The organism is Bartonella ancashensis, assembly GCF_001281405.1.
GTDB classification, from domain to species: domain Bacteria; phylum Pseudomonadota; class Alphaproteobacteria; order Rhizobiales; family Rhizobiaceae; genus Bartonella; species Bartonella ancashensis.
Genome location: NZ_CP010401.1, coordinates 855,848 through 871,778, shown reverse-complemented (window position 1 = coordinate 871,778; position 15,931 = coordinate 855,848). Strand labels below are relative to the sequence as shown.

The following is a 15,931-nucleotide window of genomic DNA, read 5'->3' as shown; positions in this document are numbered from 1 at the left end:
AAATAACTAAAACTACATCACTCCGACAATATATATTAAAATAAAACTCCTTATAAAATATATCAGAGTTTACCACATTTTAAAATTATGTGCATTTTTGATCATTTATGATGTGTCCTTTTTATATAAACGTATGGGTGTATGAGTCATCAATATAAAAACAGAGATTGCAAATTTACTCTGTTAATGTTAACTTTCTATAGTCTTTAAGGAAACCAGATTATGAGAAGCGTTGTATATATTCTGAGCTTAAGTGTTCTGTTTATCGCGGGTGTTATTACTTATGATAAGGTTGTTAATAAGCCTTTGGGAGATAGCTTTGTACTCCTCTCTTCTGATGGAGAGACTATTACGGAAGCTGATATCCGAAGCAAGCCTGCTGCTATCTTTTTTGGTTACACAACGTGTCCTGAAGTATGTCCCACAACGTCTGCTAACCTTGACAGATGGCTTTCAGAAATTGGCCCAGATGCTGAGAAATTAGGTGTATGGTTTGTAACCATCGATCCTGAATATGATACACCAGAGGTACTTCATGAATATCTGAGTAATTTCAAAAGTAAAATAGTTGGTATCAGTGGAAATGCTGAAGACGTCAAAAAAATGATAAGCTCCTTCAATATTGTTGCCCAAAAAATACCCGGTACGAGTGATGATAATTATACCTATGATCATACATCTGCTGTACTTCTTCTTAAAAAAGGTGGTAAACTAGCTGGAAAAATTCTCTACTCTGCTGAAGAAAGCGAAACAGAAGATAAAATTGCTATCACGCAGCTTAAAAAACTTGTATCAGAATAAATTATTTATGTGCATTATGAAAAGAGAATATGTCACAGCAAGTTCGCCTATATTACGTCACTTCGAAAAATGAAGCGGAACGGTGTTACGATTTTATAGAGAGATCTTTTGATGAAGAAGGATACCCTATATCTCTTGCCGAAATAGATGAAAAAAATGCTGTTTATGAGATTTCACTTTATGTCAGTGCAGATGATCAAGAAAATATTCATCAACGCTTAGCAGATATCCTTTCCTTGGAAAAAGATAGTATCAGCATAGAAATTTTACCCAATATTGATTGGGTTAAGAAAAGCCTTGAAGAACTAAAGCCCGTAAATGCAAGTTTCTTTTTTATTCATGGAAGCCATGACAGAGACAATATTCCTCCCAATGTGTTACCCATCGAAATAGAGGCTAACCAAGCCTTTGGAACAGGTCATCATGGAACAACATCTGGTTGTTTAGAAATGATCGCTAAAATTATGTCTAGTGAAAATCCCAAAAATGCTCTTGATCTTGGCACCGGAAGCGGCATATTGGCTATTGCTATCGCGATGCTTAAACATATTCCCGTTCTGGCATCTGATATAGATCCAATTGCAACTCAAGTTGCACAGTGCAACATTAGGCTTAATGGTGTAGAAAAATACGTAACTGCTATCACAGCAGTGGGTTTTGATCACAATCAAGAAAATATATTACGTGGTCCTTTTGATCTTATAGTAGCAAATATCCTTGCTAATCCTCTTATTGAATTTGCGCAAAACATCGCGCACGCATTGCAAAAAAATGGATCCATAATATTATCTGGAATTCTTGAAGAACAAAGAGATCAAATTTTAGACGCTTATATGCAACAAGGTCTAAAACATATCGAAACATACCATCGTAGTGGATGGGTTACTTTGCATCTCAAATAAAAAGGATTTTGTTATGTACCAATCTTTTGAGGCAATAACAAATCCATCCCACGCTAGAGAGCGTATTTCTGCCCTTCGTGCGCAGCTTGATTACTTAAAGCTTGACGGACTTTTAGTCCCGCATACAGATGAACACCAAGGAGAATACGTTCCTCTGCATGCCCAACGTCTTGGTTGGTTAACTGGTTTTACTGGATCATCTGGCATAGCGTTAATTTTAAAAAATAAAGCCATCATATTCACAGATGGACGTTATACACTCCAAGTGCGTCAACAAACAGATCCTCACATCTTTGACTATGAAAATCTAACAACTTGCTCACCATCACAATGGTTTGAAAAAAATGGAAAAAACCTTTCTATCGGTTTTGACCCATGGCTTCATACCATTGCAACTACAGAAAAATTAAGAAAAGCATTAGAACATGAAGCAAATGGGAAACTCGTAGCAACTCAAACTAATCTCATTGATCTTATCTGGCACGACCAACCACCATTGCCACAATCTCCCCTCTCAATTCATCCTCTCAAATATGCAGGACGTGATACTGACGAAAAATTGAACCTTATTTGCAAAACTATACGAAAAACTGGAGCGAATTTTTTTATTTTTACAGATCCATCCTCTATTGCATGGACGTTCAATATACGAGGTAATGATGTCTCTAAAACGCCTATTTCTCTTTGCTTTGCACTTATTCCTGCTCAAGGAAAACCCACTTTATTCATTGATAATAAAAAACTTGATGAACAACAAAAAAAATATCTAGAACGTTATACAAAATTATCTGAACCAAAAAACTTCATACCAACAATCCAAGAACACGTCCAAAAACAGATGAGATTTGCTTTAGATCCAAAGCTAACATGTGAAAAATTACGTCTCATCGTTGAAGAAAATGGTTGTCCTTTCATTGCACTTTCTGACCCAGCTGTCTTACCACGAGCTACCAAAAATGACATAGAACTTGATGGAGCACGTAAAGCACATTTACGTGATGGTCTTGCGCTTATTCGTTTTTTTTCTTGGCTAGATAAGCAAAAACCAGGAACAATCAGCGAAATTCTTGCTGCTCAAAAATTAGAAAAGTTACGCGTAGTAACAGCAAAAGAAATGGAGGTAAAACTTGAGGATCTGTCCTTTGATACAATTTCAGCAACAGGTGCAAACGGCGCAATTATTCATTATCGTGTAACCACTGAAACAAATAAAATGCTTAATACTGGTGACCTCTATCTCATTGATTCAGGAGGACAATATTGCGATGGAACAACAGATGTTACGCGCACGATAGCTATTGGTGAGGTAGAAAGTGAAAAAAAACGTTGTTTCACTCTTGTTCTAAAAGGTATGATCGCCATCTCAACTGCACGTTTTCCAAAAGGAACACGTGGACAAGATATCGACGTTCTTGCACGTATCGCACTATGGAAAGCTGGCTTTGATTATGCGCATGGCACTGGCCATGGGGTTGGATCTTATCTTTCTGTTCATGAAGGGCCTCAAAGTTTCTCACGCTATGGAAGCCAAGAACTCATTCCAGGTATGATTATTTCCAATGAACCTGGATATTACCGTGAGGGTTCCTTTGGTATTCGCCTCGAAAATTTGATGATTGTAAAACCAGCTCAAAAAATTGCCCTCGGTGACATTGATATGCTTTCTTTCGAAACACTAACAAATTGTCCTATTGATCAACGCTTAGTCTTGCCAGAACTCTTAACAACGCAAGAACGACAATGGATTAACGAATACCATACTCGTGTTTACCAAACCAATGTACCGTACCTCAATGCAGAAGATAAAAAGTGGATAGAAAAAGCAACAAAACCCATCTAAATAATGTACCTATTATCACTTCCTCAGAAAAAAGCCTCTTTCTTTAGGAAAAACCCATAGAATAGAAAAAATCAGTTGCACTTCCTCTTAAAATAAGAAACAGGAAAAAGGGAACGAAGAAAAACTTAAACGCTATGCTCCTTAACTAATTGAAGCCAATTTTCTTCATCTATAATCTTAACTCCTAATTCCTTTGCCTTAATTAATTTTGATCCTACCCCAGTTCCTACAATAAGAAAATTAGTATTTTTAGAAATAGTACTCGATGTTTTAGCGCCTAATCGTTCTGCCAGTGCTTTTGCTTCATCACGCGACATATGTTCTAAAGTTCCTGTAAAAACAACCACCTTTCCTGAAATTAACGAATGATTTGTTATGATAGATTTTTCAGGAAGAGGAGTTACCTCTTTGAGTAACAGAGATATCACGTCACGGTTCCGCGCTTCACGATAAAAATCAACAATTGCTTTCCCAACACGAGTTCCAATACCTTCAATACTGATCAATTCCATCCATGCTTCATTACCTTTACTTGTCTCATCACACTGTGGGACGGCAGCTACCACAGCGGTTTCAAAAGCAGTGTAATTTTGATAAATACGCGCAAGACGTCGTGCATTTACCTCCCCAACATGACGAATACCCAATGCAAACAAAAAACGGCTCAAAGGAATCTCTCGGCGAGCATCAATAGCATCATAAAGCTTACGGACTGAGAGGCTTCCAAAACCTTCCATACTTTCCAGGCGAGTCAACGCACTTTCTTGACGTCGTTTTAAAGTAAAAATATCAACTGGAGAACGAATGTACATCATTTCATCTCGAACATAAAAGAAAAACTCCACCTGCTTTTTACCAATTCCTTCAATATCAAAAGCATTACGTGAAACGAAATGACGAATACGCTCAATTGCTTGTGCTGGACAGATGAGCCCACCTGTACACCGACATACCGCTTCTCCTTCTTCACGAACAGCATAACTTCCACAAGCAGGACATGAATCAGGAAAAACAAAATATGGAGTATTTTCAGGACGCTTTTCAATAATAACATCAACAATTTGGGGAATAACATCTCCTGCACGCTGCACAATCACCGTATCACCTACACGAATATCACGCCCCTCACGGATTTTCTCTCCCTTATGACCAATTCCTCTGATATAATTCTCATTATGTAAGCTTGCATGAGTAATCATAACCCCTCCAACAGTTATAGGTGTAAGACGCGCAACAGGAGTGAGCGCTCCAGTTCTTCCTACTTGAATATCAATAGCTTCCAAAAGAGTTCTTGCTTTTTCTGCTGAAAATTTATGGGCTATAGCCCAACGCGGCGAACGAGATACACAACCCAAACGCCTTTGTAACGCCAAGTCATTAACTTTATAAACAACCCCATCAATATCATAATTTAAATCACGACGACATTCTTCGATAAAACAATAATACGAGATAAGATCATCCACTTTATCAAAAATTTTTGTCAATGGATTGATAATAAATCCATATTCCTTGAATTTTTTCATCATACCCATTTGAGTATCAGCTGGCATCTCACTTACTTCACCCCAAGAATAAGCAAAAAATTTAAGCTTTCTACTAGCAGTTATCTGTGAGTCAAGCTGGCGTAAAGAACCAGCTGCTGCATTTCTAGGATTTGCAAAAATTAACTTCCCTCTCTCCTTTTGATCCATATTGAGTGATTGAAAATCACTATGCCCCATGTAAACCTCACCACGAACCTCAAGAATATCGGGGCAGTCTCCTCTCAAAATCTTTGGAATATCAGAAAGTGTTCGTGCATTCTCAGTAACATTCTCACCAACATACCCATCACCACGTGTTGATGCACAGATAAGCTTTCCTTTTTCATAGCGTAAAGACAAAGACAAACCATCAATTTTAGGCTCAGCCGTTAATTCCAATGTTTTCGTTTCTGAAAATCTTAAAAAACGACGAATCCGTTTAATAAATTCATTCACATCCTCAGAATTAAATGCATTCTCAAGAGAGAGCATTGCCTGCACATGAATAGACTTCTCAAATTTATCAAGAATCGGAGAGCCAACTTTATATGAAGGAGAATCTGGGCGTATTAACTCTGGAAAAAGAGCTTCAATCTCTGTATTACGACGACGAAGAGCATCATATTCTGCATCAGAAATTTCAGGCTGATCATTATTATTATAGAGGCTATCATGACGCGCTATTTCTTTTGCTAACCACTCTAACTCACGCCTCGCTTCCAGAGCAGTCAAATTCTGAAATGAATTTTTATTACTCATTAAATATCTTCCAAATCATACACCATCATCATATAAATTCTTTATATTTTCTGAAATAACATCCAAACAAAAAACCTTAAATCCTTACAGAATCTCAACAACTTATAAGCATTATTACACTATGCTAAAAGCTTTTGAGCAGCTGCACGAGCCTCTTCAGTAATTTGTTCTCCTGCTAACATACGTGCAATTTCTTCTACACGCTCGTCATTTTCTATTTTATGAATATGAGCAACCAAATGCCCTCCATTACCATTTTCAAGCTTTGAAATAAGAAAATGGTTATGGGCCTTCGAAGCCACTTGCGGTGCGTGCGTAACAGCAAAAACTTGAACATTGTTTGACAGACGCAATAACCGCTGCCCAATCGCCGCAGCGACAGCTCCACCAACACCTGTGTCTATTTCATCAAAAATCAGTGTAGGAGCTGAACAATGACCAGCTAATACAACCTTTAGTGCCAGCAAAAAACGAGATAATTCACCACCAGATGCAACATCTAACATCGGTCCCGCTCGTGTTCCAGGATTTGTTTTCACCCAATATTCAACACGATCTATACCTTCCGTGCTACGCTTTTCAGCATCACTTTGCATTTCAACAATAAATTCTGCTTTTTCTAATTTCAATGCTGGTAACTCAACCATGACATTTTTAGCTAAATGATGCGCTGCCTCTTGACGTTTTACGGAAAGAGCTTTTGCTAACCTATCATAACTCTCTCGTGCTTCCTGAACTTCTATTTCCAACTTCTTCAATGCAATTTGAGCAGTATCACAATGAGAAAGTTCAGACTTCATTTTATCGTGCAATTGCAGCAACTCATTCGTAAAAACGTTATGTTTACGTGCTAACCCTCGAAGAGCAAAAAGACGTTCTTCTATCTGCTCCAGCTCATTAGTATCAAAATTTAATGCTTGCACTGCAGCCTTAATACCCTCTTGTGCTATTGTAAGCGCACATAACGCATCATCAATGGGTTTTATAATAGGGGTAATTAAAGATTCTACCTCAGATACTTTTCGTTCCAAACGCCGCACAAAATTAGAAAGGACAGATATTGGCGATTGAGAACCATTAAAAAAACTATCAGCTTCCTTAATATCTGCTGCTATCTTTTCTAACTTAAGCATATCTGAGCGACGCAAAGATAACTCATTTTCTTCATCTATTTTTAAATTGAACTCATCTAATTCTTTTATGGATGCACGAAGATATTCAGATTCACGTACTGCATTTTCTACTTTAATACGCTGTTTTTTAAGACATTCTTCCAGCTCACACCATACTCGATAGCATTGACGCAAATTATCAACATCAGTATCAAGCTCAGCAAAAGAATCAAGTAGCTGGCGATGTGTATGAACGTCGACAAGCGCACGATCATCATGCTGGCCATGGATTTCAACCAACATACGACCAACACTGCGCATCAACGCAATACTCACTACCTGATCATTGATGAAAGCACGACTACGGCCATCACTTGATTGCACTCTTCGTAAAATAATATCACCCTCATCATCAAAACCATTTTCACGTATTAAATGACGCACAGGGTGTGATGTCGGAAGGCTAAAAACAGCTGTTACTTGCCCCTGCAAAGCACCATGACGCACAAGAGAAGCATCTCCACGCCCCCCCAAAGCCAAAGAAAGAGCGTCAAGTAGAATAGATTTCCCAGCACCAGTCTCCCCAGTCAAAACTGACAAACCCGCAGAAAAATGAACATCGAGCTTTTCGATCAAAACAATATTGTGAATCGAAAGCTGAACCAGCATATGAAATCAACGCACTCTATTTTTATCACCACTCAAAGCATTAGAAATTAAAGAAGATCTATGCTCTTGCGGAAACACATTATTCTTTTGTAACAAATCATAAGCAAACCGATACCACTTACTTTTGGGGTAATCACGCCCTAAGATAGCTGCCGCTGTTTGCGCTTCTTTAATCAAACCAAGAGCAACATTCACTTCCGTCAATCGAAACAGCGCTTCCTCTACCTGATTAGTATCCGAATACTCTGTGATCACTACATGGAATCTTCGGCTTGCTGCTAAATATTTTTGCCCCTTTTCATAATAACGACCAACCTGCATTTCTTTACCAGCCAATTGCTCTCGACCAAAACGTATTTTGGATTTAGCATCCTGAACATACTTGGATTGCGGATAGCGTTCTACAAGAAATTGCATGGCAGCAATAGCACGTTTAGTATCCTGTTGGTCATGCATAACATCAGAAATTTGATAAAAAGAAGCAAGACCAATCAGATAGTACGCATAAGGAACATCCTCCGCAGCTGGATAAAGAGTCACATAGCGCTGTGCCATACTAATAGCATCGTCATACTTAGCAAGCTTATAGTTTGCAGAAGCACCCATAAGTAAAGACTTTTGCCCCCATTCAGTATAGGCATATTGTTTTTCAACTGTAGAAAACTTTTTTAACGCTTCGTTAATCCTTCCCCCATTTAGATGGGTAAGCGCCTGACTATATATCACATCAGGAGGATCTGTTTTTAAAACATATGCAGCCGGATCAACAGCACTTCTTTTTTCGAATAAACATCCCGCCAATAAACAGATTCCGCCCCCACAAATTCCAATCAAAATCTTGCGCACAATACTGGATTTCTTGCGCACTACATCTATGATATACATATCAGACTTTATCATTATCTTTCTGACCTCGCGAAAACATCACCTCAATAACAAGAATCTGCATTAAAACGGCTCTGTGCTATTACTCTAAAAATCCTAGCGGATTTTGTAACACAAGGTCAACTATTCTCTCAAAATCAAATAAGCAAAAGAAAAAATTCCTAAACTTGCCTTATTTTTTTAGAATGTACCTTCTTCATAACACAGTGCATCTTCCAACACAGCTTTGACCAACCGCACATTGAGTGAATGTCCACTACAATATGAGCGAAATAACCCAATAAAAGGAGAACCTAACAAAGCAGTATCACCAACTGCATCGAGCATTTTATGCCTAACGAACTCATCCTCAAAGTGAACACCTTCTGGATTTAGAATTTTGTGATCGAGCCCAATGATAAGAGAATTGTCTAAAGAGGCCCCTAATCCTTTTTTGGAAATCCACAGTTTTTCCACATCTTTAATAAAACCAAAAGTACGTGCACGCGATAAATTGTCTCGAAAATTGTGAGACGTAAGATCAAGATCGAATTGCTGCTTACCAATAGCAGGTGACGAAAAATCTATTGTAACGTCAAAACGACGCCCATGAAACGGTAAAAACTCCGCAAAACTATTTTCTATCTCAACACGTATTGCTTTCTTTATGATAAAATAAGTGCGCAATGCAGCTTGCTGTACAATACCAACTTGCTCAAAAAGTTGACAATATTGCCATGATGAACCATCCAAAATAGGGACTTCATCACCAGAAACTTCAATGACAAGATTATCTAAATCATAAGCGATAATCGCTGCCATTAAATGCTCGATCGTTCTAACCTTTAAATCTCCGTATCCAAGAACTGTAGATAACTCAGTCTCTCCTACCTGAGATGCATGTGCCCGCAAAATATGTTCTCTACCATCCACTCCAAAACGCTTAAAAGAAACACCACACCCAACATCCGCTGGATGAATCTTCACTACAGATGAACAACCGCTATGGACACCATGCCCTTCTAAAACAACTGATTTTTTTAAGGTAGACTGATATTTTTTTAACCCCCTTACTCCATCGCTTTTCTGGATTTTAATCATTTTTACGAGCTTCTTATACACTCTTTAAATGCATCATATTCATAACAAATGATACCCACCTCTTTTAGCAAGAAGCTTACAAAAAAATTAAAAATCCTTTCAAAAACTTGGTGACATACACCAATGGATGGTTTGAATTTTACCATATGTAGAAACTCTCTTATCTCTCTTCACCTTTCGTATTTACTTATGCACCTGACGACGTAAAAATGCAGGTATTTCAAGCTGATCCTCCTCACTGACAAAAGCATGCTGATCTTTTAATGTAGATAACCTTTGCTCAGTAGGACGATATGGAGCATATGTAGACAAATCTTGAGAAGATACCTGAGAACTTCTATTCAAAACATTTGCTTCCTCATTTTGATAGGATCTCGTAGAAGGCTCTAACCGAGCTTCTATTTCTGCATCTTCACGATAGGTTAAGCTTTGTTTCAAACGTTGCCAAAGACTACGTGGTCCCTGGTCAAAAACAGCAGAATGAGCACTCTGACCATAAGCAACCGGAGAAAAATCTTTTAATTCAGGAATCCGCGCTGAGGCCAAACGAGGTTGCATCTGCACTTTCATTTCCTTTTGCGCTGCAATAGCCGCTACTTTATCATCAGCTACTTCGTCTAAAGCATGCGCTGTTGCTTCCATACTAACCACAGAGGCCAAAGATTGCTGCTGAGAAGAGCGATTAACCTGCATGCGTGGCGTAGTTGACGCTTTTCCATGAAAATCATTTTTCCTATAAGAAGAAAGATTATCACTCGGAGAAGTATTCACGTCCAAAGGTTTAGTAAAAATTTGACTTTTTGGACGGAATAATTCCTCAACTGCTGGATTTATATCCTCTTTAATTTTTTCCACATTTTCTACCACTGTTTCAGAGCGTGATGAAGATGATTGAGGATAAGAAGCTGCCTGAAGTGGCCCAGAACTATCTTCACGGACTGAAGATACAGGCTTCTGAAATTTAGGATAAGAAGACTGAACCACATCACTGACCGCACGATCAATACCTGTTGCAACAACAGAAACACGGATAACACCCTCAAGTGAATCATCATCAATAGCACCAAAAATAACATTTGCATCAGCATCAACTTCTTCACGAATACGATTGGCTGCTTCGTCCACTTCGAACAAAGTCATATCACGACCACCCGTAATGGAAATCAAAAGGCCACGAGCTCCACACATAGAAGTTTCATCTAACAGAGGATTTGCAATAGCAGCCTCAGCAGCAGCTAAAGCACGCCCTTCACCAGAAGCTTCACCTGTTCCCATCATAGCTCGTCCCATTTCATGCATAACAGAACGAACATCAGCAAAATCAAGGTTAATCAGCCCCTCTTTTATCATTAAATCCGTAATAGAAGCAACACCTGAATACAACACCTGATCAGCCATAGCAAAAGCATCAGCAAATGTTGTTTTTTCATTCGCAATACGAAAAAGATTCTGATTAGGAATAACAATTAATGTATCAACAGACTTCTGTAATTCCTCTATACCAGCTTCTGCAGTTTTCATACGGCGCGCACCTTCAAACTGGAATGGTTTTGTAACAACACCAACAGTTAAAATACCCTTTTCACGAGCTGCACGAGCAACAACAGGTGCCGCTCCAGTTCCAGTACCGCCCCCCATACCCGCAGTAATAAAAACCATGTGAGAATCCGCAAGATGATCGATGATCTCATCGATACATTCGTCAGCAGCAGCCTGTCCAACTTCTGGTAAAGCACCAGCTCCTAAACCTTCTGTTACTGCTGTGCCAAGTTGAATAACACGTTCTGCCTTCGACATAGCTAAAGCTTGCGCATCTGTGTTGGCAACAACGAAATCAACTCCCTGAAGCCCTGCATTAATCATATTATTGACAGCATTCCCCCCTCCACCACCAACACCAAAAACGGTAATACGCGGCTTCAATTCCGCAATATCTGGCCGGTGCAGATTAATTGTCATTTTCTTTTTCCTTCTCCTATAAAACACCGCAAGCCAAAGCGATGAAACTTAATGTTACCCAAATATGTTTACATTTATTTAAAAACTCTCATACAACCACTGACCAACACGCTGAAAATACCCACCACCTGTGCCTGTTGATAAATACTTTACTGTACTTTGAACCGTTTTTTCTTCAAATCCTGCTAATTGTGGATAAATCAGCAATCCAACAGAAGATGAAAAGGCTGCTCCCTTTGCAAAAGAAGGAAGCCTAGAAATTCCAAGAGGACGTCCCATACGAACATTCCTTCCTAATATACTGGAAGCTACCTCTGGCAAACCCGCTAATTGACTAGCTCCTCCAGTCAAAATAACGCGCTTACCAATAATATTTCCAAACCCGGAATGATTTAAATAATCACGTACCATTTCCAATATTTCTTCGACACGCGCGCGAATGATACGTCCAAGAACAGAACGTGGATACTCTGTTTTACGATGCTTATTACCAATTTCTGATACATTGATCATATTACGATCATCTGCATTCGCCAAAAGCGTTGAACCATATACAACTTTTAAACGCTCTGCTTCCTCAACAGATACCGAAAAACCACGTGCAATATCAAGAGTAATGTGATTTCCTCCAATCGCAAGCGCACCGGAATAAACAAATTTCCCTCCAGAAAATACTGAAAAACTTGTTGTACCTGCACCAAAATCAATACATGCAGCTCCTAAATGCGCCTCATCATTGACCAAAACTGAAAGACCACTTGCAAAGGGAGCAATAACCATTGCTTCAACACTTAAATGAGAACGATTGATACAAGTTTCTAGATTACGCAAAGAGGCAGTTTCTGCCACTACAACATGAACATCTGCACCAAATAACTCACCCACCATTCCCATAGGATCACAAATACCCTTATTGCCATCCAACGAATATGATATTGGAACCAAATGCAAAATATGACGTTCTTTATCAAAAGACTTATGAAAAATATTCGCCAATACTGTGCGAATATCACGGGTAGTTACCTCTTGACTGTTTAATCGTACAACACTGCTAACAGAATTGCTTTTCAGCTTACTTGAAGAAAAATTTACAATCACTGAATCTACAACTACACCAGCCATCTTTTCCGCAGCATCGACAGCTAAACGTACAGACTGCTCTGCTGCCATCATATCTGTCACAATTCCAGACTTAATGCCGCGCGAACGCTGTACACCAAAACCTAAAATTTCTACGGAATGTGTACGACCATATAAATGGTGCACACGCCCCAAAGGACGCAAACAAGCGATGAAGCAGACAATCTTGCTTGAACCAACATCAAGAACTGTTAGAAAACGTGTCTTACGTCGCCCTTTGTTATGAAGATCACGAAACATTCACACACTCCCTGTTTTTAACGACTTTAGAAGACGCTCTTGTTTTGCAACAGTTGCATGATGCTGTGCCAACGCTTCATCCGATAAGGCAACTGTTATGCGATCAGAAAGACGCAAATCTATACTCAAGACATCACGCGACAAAAGATCCTTCATCACCCCCTGTTTCACAAAATGCGAGATCCTCTCAAAAGTACCTTTTTCGGGCAACATAATACGCGTTCCGTTATCTAAAATAACATCCCAACGCCGATCACCCACACGAATATAGGCACCAACACGCCCTTGCAATTCAGGATACGCTGAAAGAAGCTGGATAAATGATTTAGCTGCATTTTGCGCACCTTGACCAACAACAAGAGGCAAATTTCTAACTAGATTTTCCTGCAACGGTGCGATTACATACCCCGTCTCATCAATGATATCTATCATACCATCATGCTGCCAAATTGCATAAGGCTCACGCTCTGTAATTGCAATGCGAACCTGATTAGGATAGATTTTTTGAATATTTGCTGATCGTATCCAAACTTCTTTTTCTAAAGAAGAACGTGCCTCTTTAACGTCAAAACTAATAATTGGTGGACGTGAATTAAGCTTCAAAATTCTTAAAATATCTCCTTCTGTCATGTGCTTGTTGCCACTAAGACCAACATGAGTGATAACAAAGCCAAAATTTGATACAATACTTTTCACTAGAAGTCTCAGATGCCCTCCTGCTTCCATTCCATAAAGTAATGAAATAGAAAAGATACTTATGACAGCGTAAGAACCTAAATGACGAGGTACATTAATATCGACAACAAACTTAAATAAAAATCCTAATAAACGACGATATAGCCGCCGAAAAAAAGACCCTGAAGACACCAAAAAACGCGCTTTATCAACACTTAACGCATACATGATGCATCCTCCACTATCCACTTAACCACATCCTCATAAGTGCGACCACTTGCCTTTGCAATATCGGGAACAAGAGAAGTTAAAGTCATTCCGGGCTGTGTATTAATTTCAAGCCAAATCAACTCTTCCGTCTTATCGTCATAACGAAAATCAGAACGACTAACACCTCGGCAACCAATTGCTTTATGCGCTATCAAAGACATTCTTTGCACTTTTTGGTAAATATTTGGTGAAAGTTTTGCAGGACAAATATGAAAAGAACCATCCAATTTATATTTGGCATCATAATCATAAAACGTAAAATTCTGATTGGGCACAATCTCGCAAACTTCCAGAGCTTCACCTCCCAAAACAGCACAAGTTAGCTCACGCCCTGGAATGTATCTTTCAACAATGACTTCATCATCATAGACCCACTTGGGACTTACCACATCTTGCAATGGAACGGGATCATCATCCTTCACGATGATAACACCAAAACTTGACCCCTCGTGGACAGGTTTAATCACATATGGCAGCTCCATAAGATGCTCTGGCCCTATATCAAAGCGGCTCATTACGCGAGAAGGTGCAACAGAAACACCAGCACTAGAAGCAACAATCTTTGCTCTCCCCTTATCCATTGCCAACGCTGACGCCATAACCCCAGAATGAGTATATGGAATCTTCAAATACTCAAGAATACCTTGAATACAACCATCTTCACCAAATAAACCATGTAATGCATTAAAAGCAACAGCTGGCTGCAACTCTTCAAGAACAGAAGCAATATGCTCATTGACATCCAAACGGCTCACATTAAAACCCTGCGATTCCAAAGCATCGGCACAGGCAGTACCTGAAGATAAGCTTACAGAGCGTTCAGATGAAAATCCTCCCATCAATACGGCTACATGCTTACCTTTCATAACAGCTCACCCCATTCTTACATACTAGATATACATCTAAGAAACCAACACTGTACTATATATTAGAAAAACGAGATTTATGATTGCGAATCAACAATCTAACGTCTCCGCTAATGAATCAGAATCACACGCTTGACGCAAGAACTTTTCTGTTAATTTATTGATTCTTAATGGAAAATTTTTCTTATCTCTTTGAAATGACTCAATTTTTTTATAGTCTAAAAAATTAACAACATGACTAATCAAAAAAAGAAACCGTACGATCTTGCTCAAATTGGCCAATACGTTTTATTTCCCACTCCAAATGACAACCAGAATGAGAAAAAACACGAGCGCGTACCGTCTCCCCTAATTTTTCGAGATCATATCCTGTAGCTTGACCTGTATTGATCATAAAATTACAGTGCATTTCACTCATCTGGGCGCCACCAATTTGCAAACCACGACACCCTGCTTCGTCAATGAGACGCCATGCAGAAATATTTTCAAGATTACGAAAAGTGGACCCACCTGTCTTTTCACGAATGGGCTGTACAGCCTCTCGATGTGAAACAACTTCATCCATAGCAGAACGAATATCACCTTTTTTTCCTGGCTTTCCTTCCAACAAGGCTGCGGTAAAAATAAAGCTTTCTGGAATTTCACAATGACGATAAGCGTAATGCATATCATTTACACTAAAAGTATGGTGTTCTCCCTTGCGGTTCAATGCATAAACTTCAATAACTCGCGCGGCTGTTTCAATGCCATTAGCACCAGCATTCATCTTTAATGCCCCTCCTACATTACCTGGAATACCGTAATAAAAATGAAACCCTGCAAGCTCTGCTTCCAAAGCTACCATTGCCAAATGCTTATCCGCTGTAGCCGCACCAACCAAAAATCGCGTCGGAGAAACTTGCTTTATCTGCCCAAATCCTTTTGAAGAAAGACGGATAACAACACCAGGAACACCTCCATCACGCACCAGAAGGTTTGATCCTATCCCTATAATTGTAACAGGAATACATTCTGGCAATAATTTTAAAAAAAGAGATAAATCACCTTCATCAGCAGGCTGATAAAAAAGCTCAGCCAAACCACCTGTGCGAAACCACGTAATTTTGCGCATTTCAACATTAGGCTTCAGTTTCCCCTTTACACCATTTAATAACGGCTGCAACCGCGCCAACAATGCTTCACCATCAATGATTTGAAAATTCATCAT

General features: G+C 39.1%; 12 protein-coding genes. 3 read left to right on the top strand and 9 right to left on the bottom strand.

Annotation, left to right across the window (positions count from 1 at the left end; translation table 11 throughout):
* Positions 1-222 precede the first annotated feature (222 nt).
* Genes PU02_RS03855 through PU02_RS03845 form a run of 3 tightly spaced genes read left to right on the top strand, consistent with a single transcriptional unit; the run spans position 223 to position 3,543 of the window.
* Positions 223-801, top strand: a complete 579-nt coding sequence (locus PU02_RS03855; RefSeq protein ID WP_053944152.1) for an SCO family protein — start codon at positions 223-225, stop codon at positions 799-801.
* A gap of 29 nt (positions 802-830) precedes the next feature.
* Positions 831-1,703 (top strand): 50S ribosomal protein L11 methyltransferase, encoded by an 873-nt coding sequence (locus PU02_RS03850; RefSeq protein ID WP_053944151.1) that lies wholly within the window; start codon positions 831-833, stop codon positions 1,701-1,703.
* A gap of 13 nt (positions 1,704-1,716) precedes the next feature.
* Positions 1,717-3,543, top strand: a complete 1,827-nt coding sequence (locus PU02_RS03845) for an aminopeptidase P family protein (protein ID WP_053944150.1) — start codon at positions 1,717-1,719, stop codon at positions 3,541-3,543.
* 125 nt (positions 3,544-3,668) lie between these two features.
* On the opposite strand, the gene ligA is transcribed toward PU02_RS03845, so the two are convergent.
* From ligA to murB, 9 genes are all read right to left on the bottom strand, one after another.
* Positions 3,669-5,828 carry an NAD-dependent DNA ligase LigA gene (gene ligA, locus PU02_RS03840; RefSeq protein ID WP_053944149.1) on the bottom strand — a complete coding sequence of 720 codons (2,160 nt, stop codon included), beginning with the start codon at positions 5,826-5,828 and terminating at the stop codon, positions 3,669-3,671.
* A gap of 119 nt (positions 5,829-5,947) precedes the next feature.
* Positions 5,948-7,609 (bottom strand): DNA repair protein RecN, encoded by a 1,662-nt coding sequence (recN, locus tag PU02_RS03835; protein ID WP_053944148.1) that lies wholly within the window; start codon positions 7,607-7,609, stop codon positions 5,948-5,950.
* A gap of 6 nt (positions 7,610-7,615) precedes the next feature.
* Positions 7,616-8,509, bottom strand: coding sequence for an outer membrane protein assembly factor BamD (locus tag PU02_RS03830; RefSeq protein ID WP_053944147.1), 894 nt, complete (start codon positions 8,507-8,509; stop codon positions 7,616-7,618).
* Positions 8,510-8,674: 165 nt separating this feature from the next.
* Positions 8,675-9,574 carry a UDP-3-O-acyl-N-acetylglucosamine deacetylase gene (lpxC, locus tag PU02_RS03825; RefSeq protein WP_053944146.1) on the bottom strand — a complete coding sequence of 300 codons (900 nt, stop codon included), beginning with the start codon at positions 9,572-9,574 and terminating at the stop codon, positions 8,675-8,677.
* A 183-nt stretch (positions 9,575-9,757) separates the two neighbouring features.
* Positions 9,758-11,533, bottom strand: a complete 1,776-nt coding sequence (gene ftsZ, locus PU02_RS03820) for a cell division protein FtsZ (protein ID WP_053944145.1) — start codon at positions 11,531-11,533, stop codon at positions 9,758-9,760.
* Positions 11,534-11,611: 78 nt separating this feature from the next.
* Positions 11,612-12,913: a cell division protein FtsA gene (gene ftsA, locus PU02_RS03815; protein WP_053944144.1), complete on the bottom strand. Its 1,302-nt coding sequence runs from the start codon at positions 12,911-12,913 to the stop codon at positions 11,612-11,614.
* Positions 12,914-13,816: a cell division protein FtsQ/DivIB gene (locus PU02_RS03810; RefSeq protein ID WP_053944143.1), complete on the bottom strand. Its 903-nt coding sequence runs from the start codon at positions 13,814-13,816 to the stop codon at positions 12,914-12,916. It lies immediately after the preceding gene.
* A complete protein-coding gene (locus tag PU02_RS03805) occupies positions 13,804-14,724 on the bottom strand; it encodes a D-alanine--D-alanine ligase (protein WP_053944142.1) in 921 nt (306 codons plus the stop codon). The genes PU02_RS03810 and PU02_RS03805 overlap by 13 nt, the downstream gene beginning before the upstream one ends.
* Positions 14,725-14,962: 238 nt before the next feature.
* Positions 14,963-15,931 carry a UDP-N-acetylmuramate dehydrogenase gene (gene murB / locus PU02_RS03800; RefSeq protein ID WP_053944141.1) on the bottom strand — a complete coding sequence of 323 codons (969 nt, stop codon included), beginning with the start codon at positions 15,929-15,931 and terminating at the stop codon, positions 14,963-14,965.

What these genes read in the sequence shown, in the direction of transcription:
- PU02_RS03805 (WP_053944142.1), bottom strand. Translation starts at nt 14,724, where the DNA reads ATGAAAGGTAAGCATGTAGCCGTATTGATGGGAGGATTTTCATCTGAA.
- lpxC (WP_053944146.1), bottom strand. Translation starts at nt 9,574, where the DNA reads ATGATTAAAATCCAGAAAAGCGATGGAGTAAGGGGGTTAAAAAAATAT.
- PU02_RS03845 (WP_053944150.1), top strand. Translation starts at nt 1,717, where the DNA reads ATGTACCAATCTTTTGAGGCAATAACAAATCCATCCCACGCTAGAGAG.
- recN (WP_053944148.1), bottom strand. Translation starts at nt 7,609, where the DNA reads ATGCTGGTTCAGCTTTCGATTCACAATATTGTTTTGATCGAAAAGCTC.
- PU02_RS03830 (WP_053944147.1), bottom strand. Translation starts at nt 8,509, where the DNA reads ATGATAAAGTCTGATATGTATATCATAGATGTAGTGCGCAAGAAATCC.
- ligA (WP_053944149.1), bottom strand. Translation starts at nt 5,828, where the DNA reads ATGAGTAATAAAAATTCATTTCAGAATTTGACTGCTCTGGAAGCGAGG.
- PU02_RS03850 (WP_053944151.1), top strand. Translation starts at nt 831, where the DNA reads ATGTCACAGCAAGTTCGCCTATATTACGTCACTTCGAAAAATGAAGCG.
- ftsZ (WP_053944145.1), bottom strand. Translation starts at nt 11,533, where the DNA reads ATGACAATTAATCTGCACCGGCCAGATATTGCGGAATTGAAGCCGCGT.
- PU02_RS03810 (WP_053944143.1), bottom strand. Translation starts at nt 13,816, where the DNA reads ATGTATGCGTTAAGTGTTGATAAAGCGCGTTTTTTGGTGTCTTCAGGG.
- ftsA (WP_053944144.1), bottom strand. Translation starts at nt 12,913, where the DNA reads ATGTTTCGTGATCTTCATAACAAAGGGCGACGTAAGACACGTTTTCTA.
- PU02_RS03855 (WP_053944152.1), top strand. Translation starts at nt 223, where the DNA reads ATGAGAAGCGTTGTATATATTCTGAGCTTAAGTGTTCTGTTTATCGCG.
- murB (WP_053944141.1), bottom strand. Translation starts at nt 15,931, where the DNA reads ATGATGAATTTTCAAATCATTGATGGTGAAGCATTGTTGGCGCGGTTG.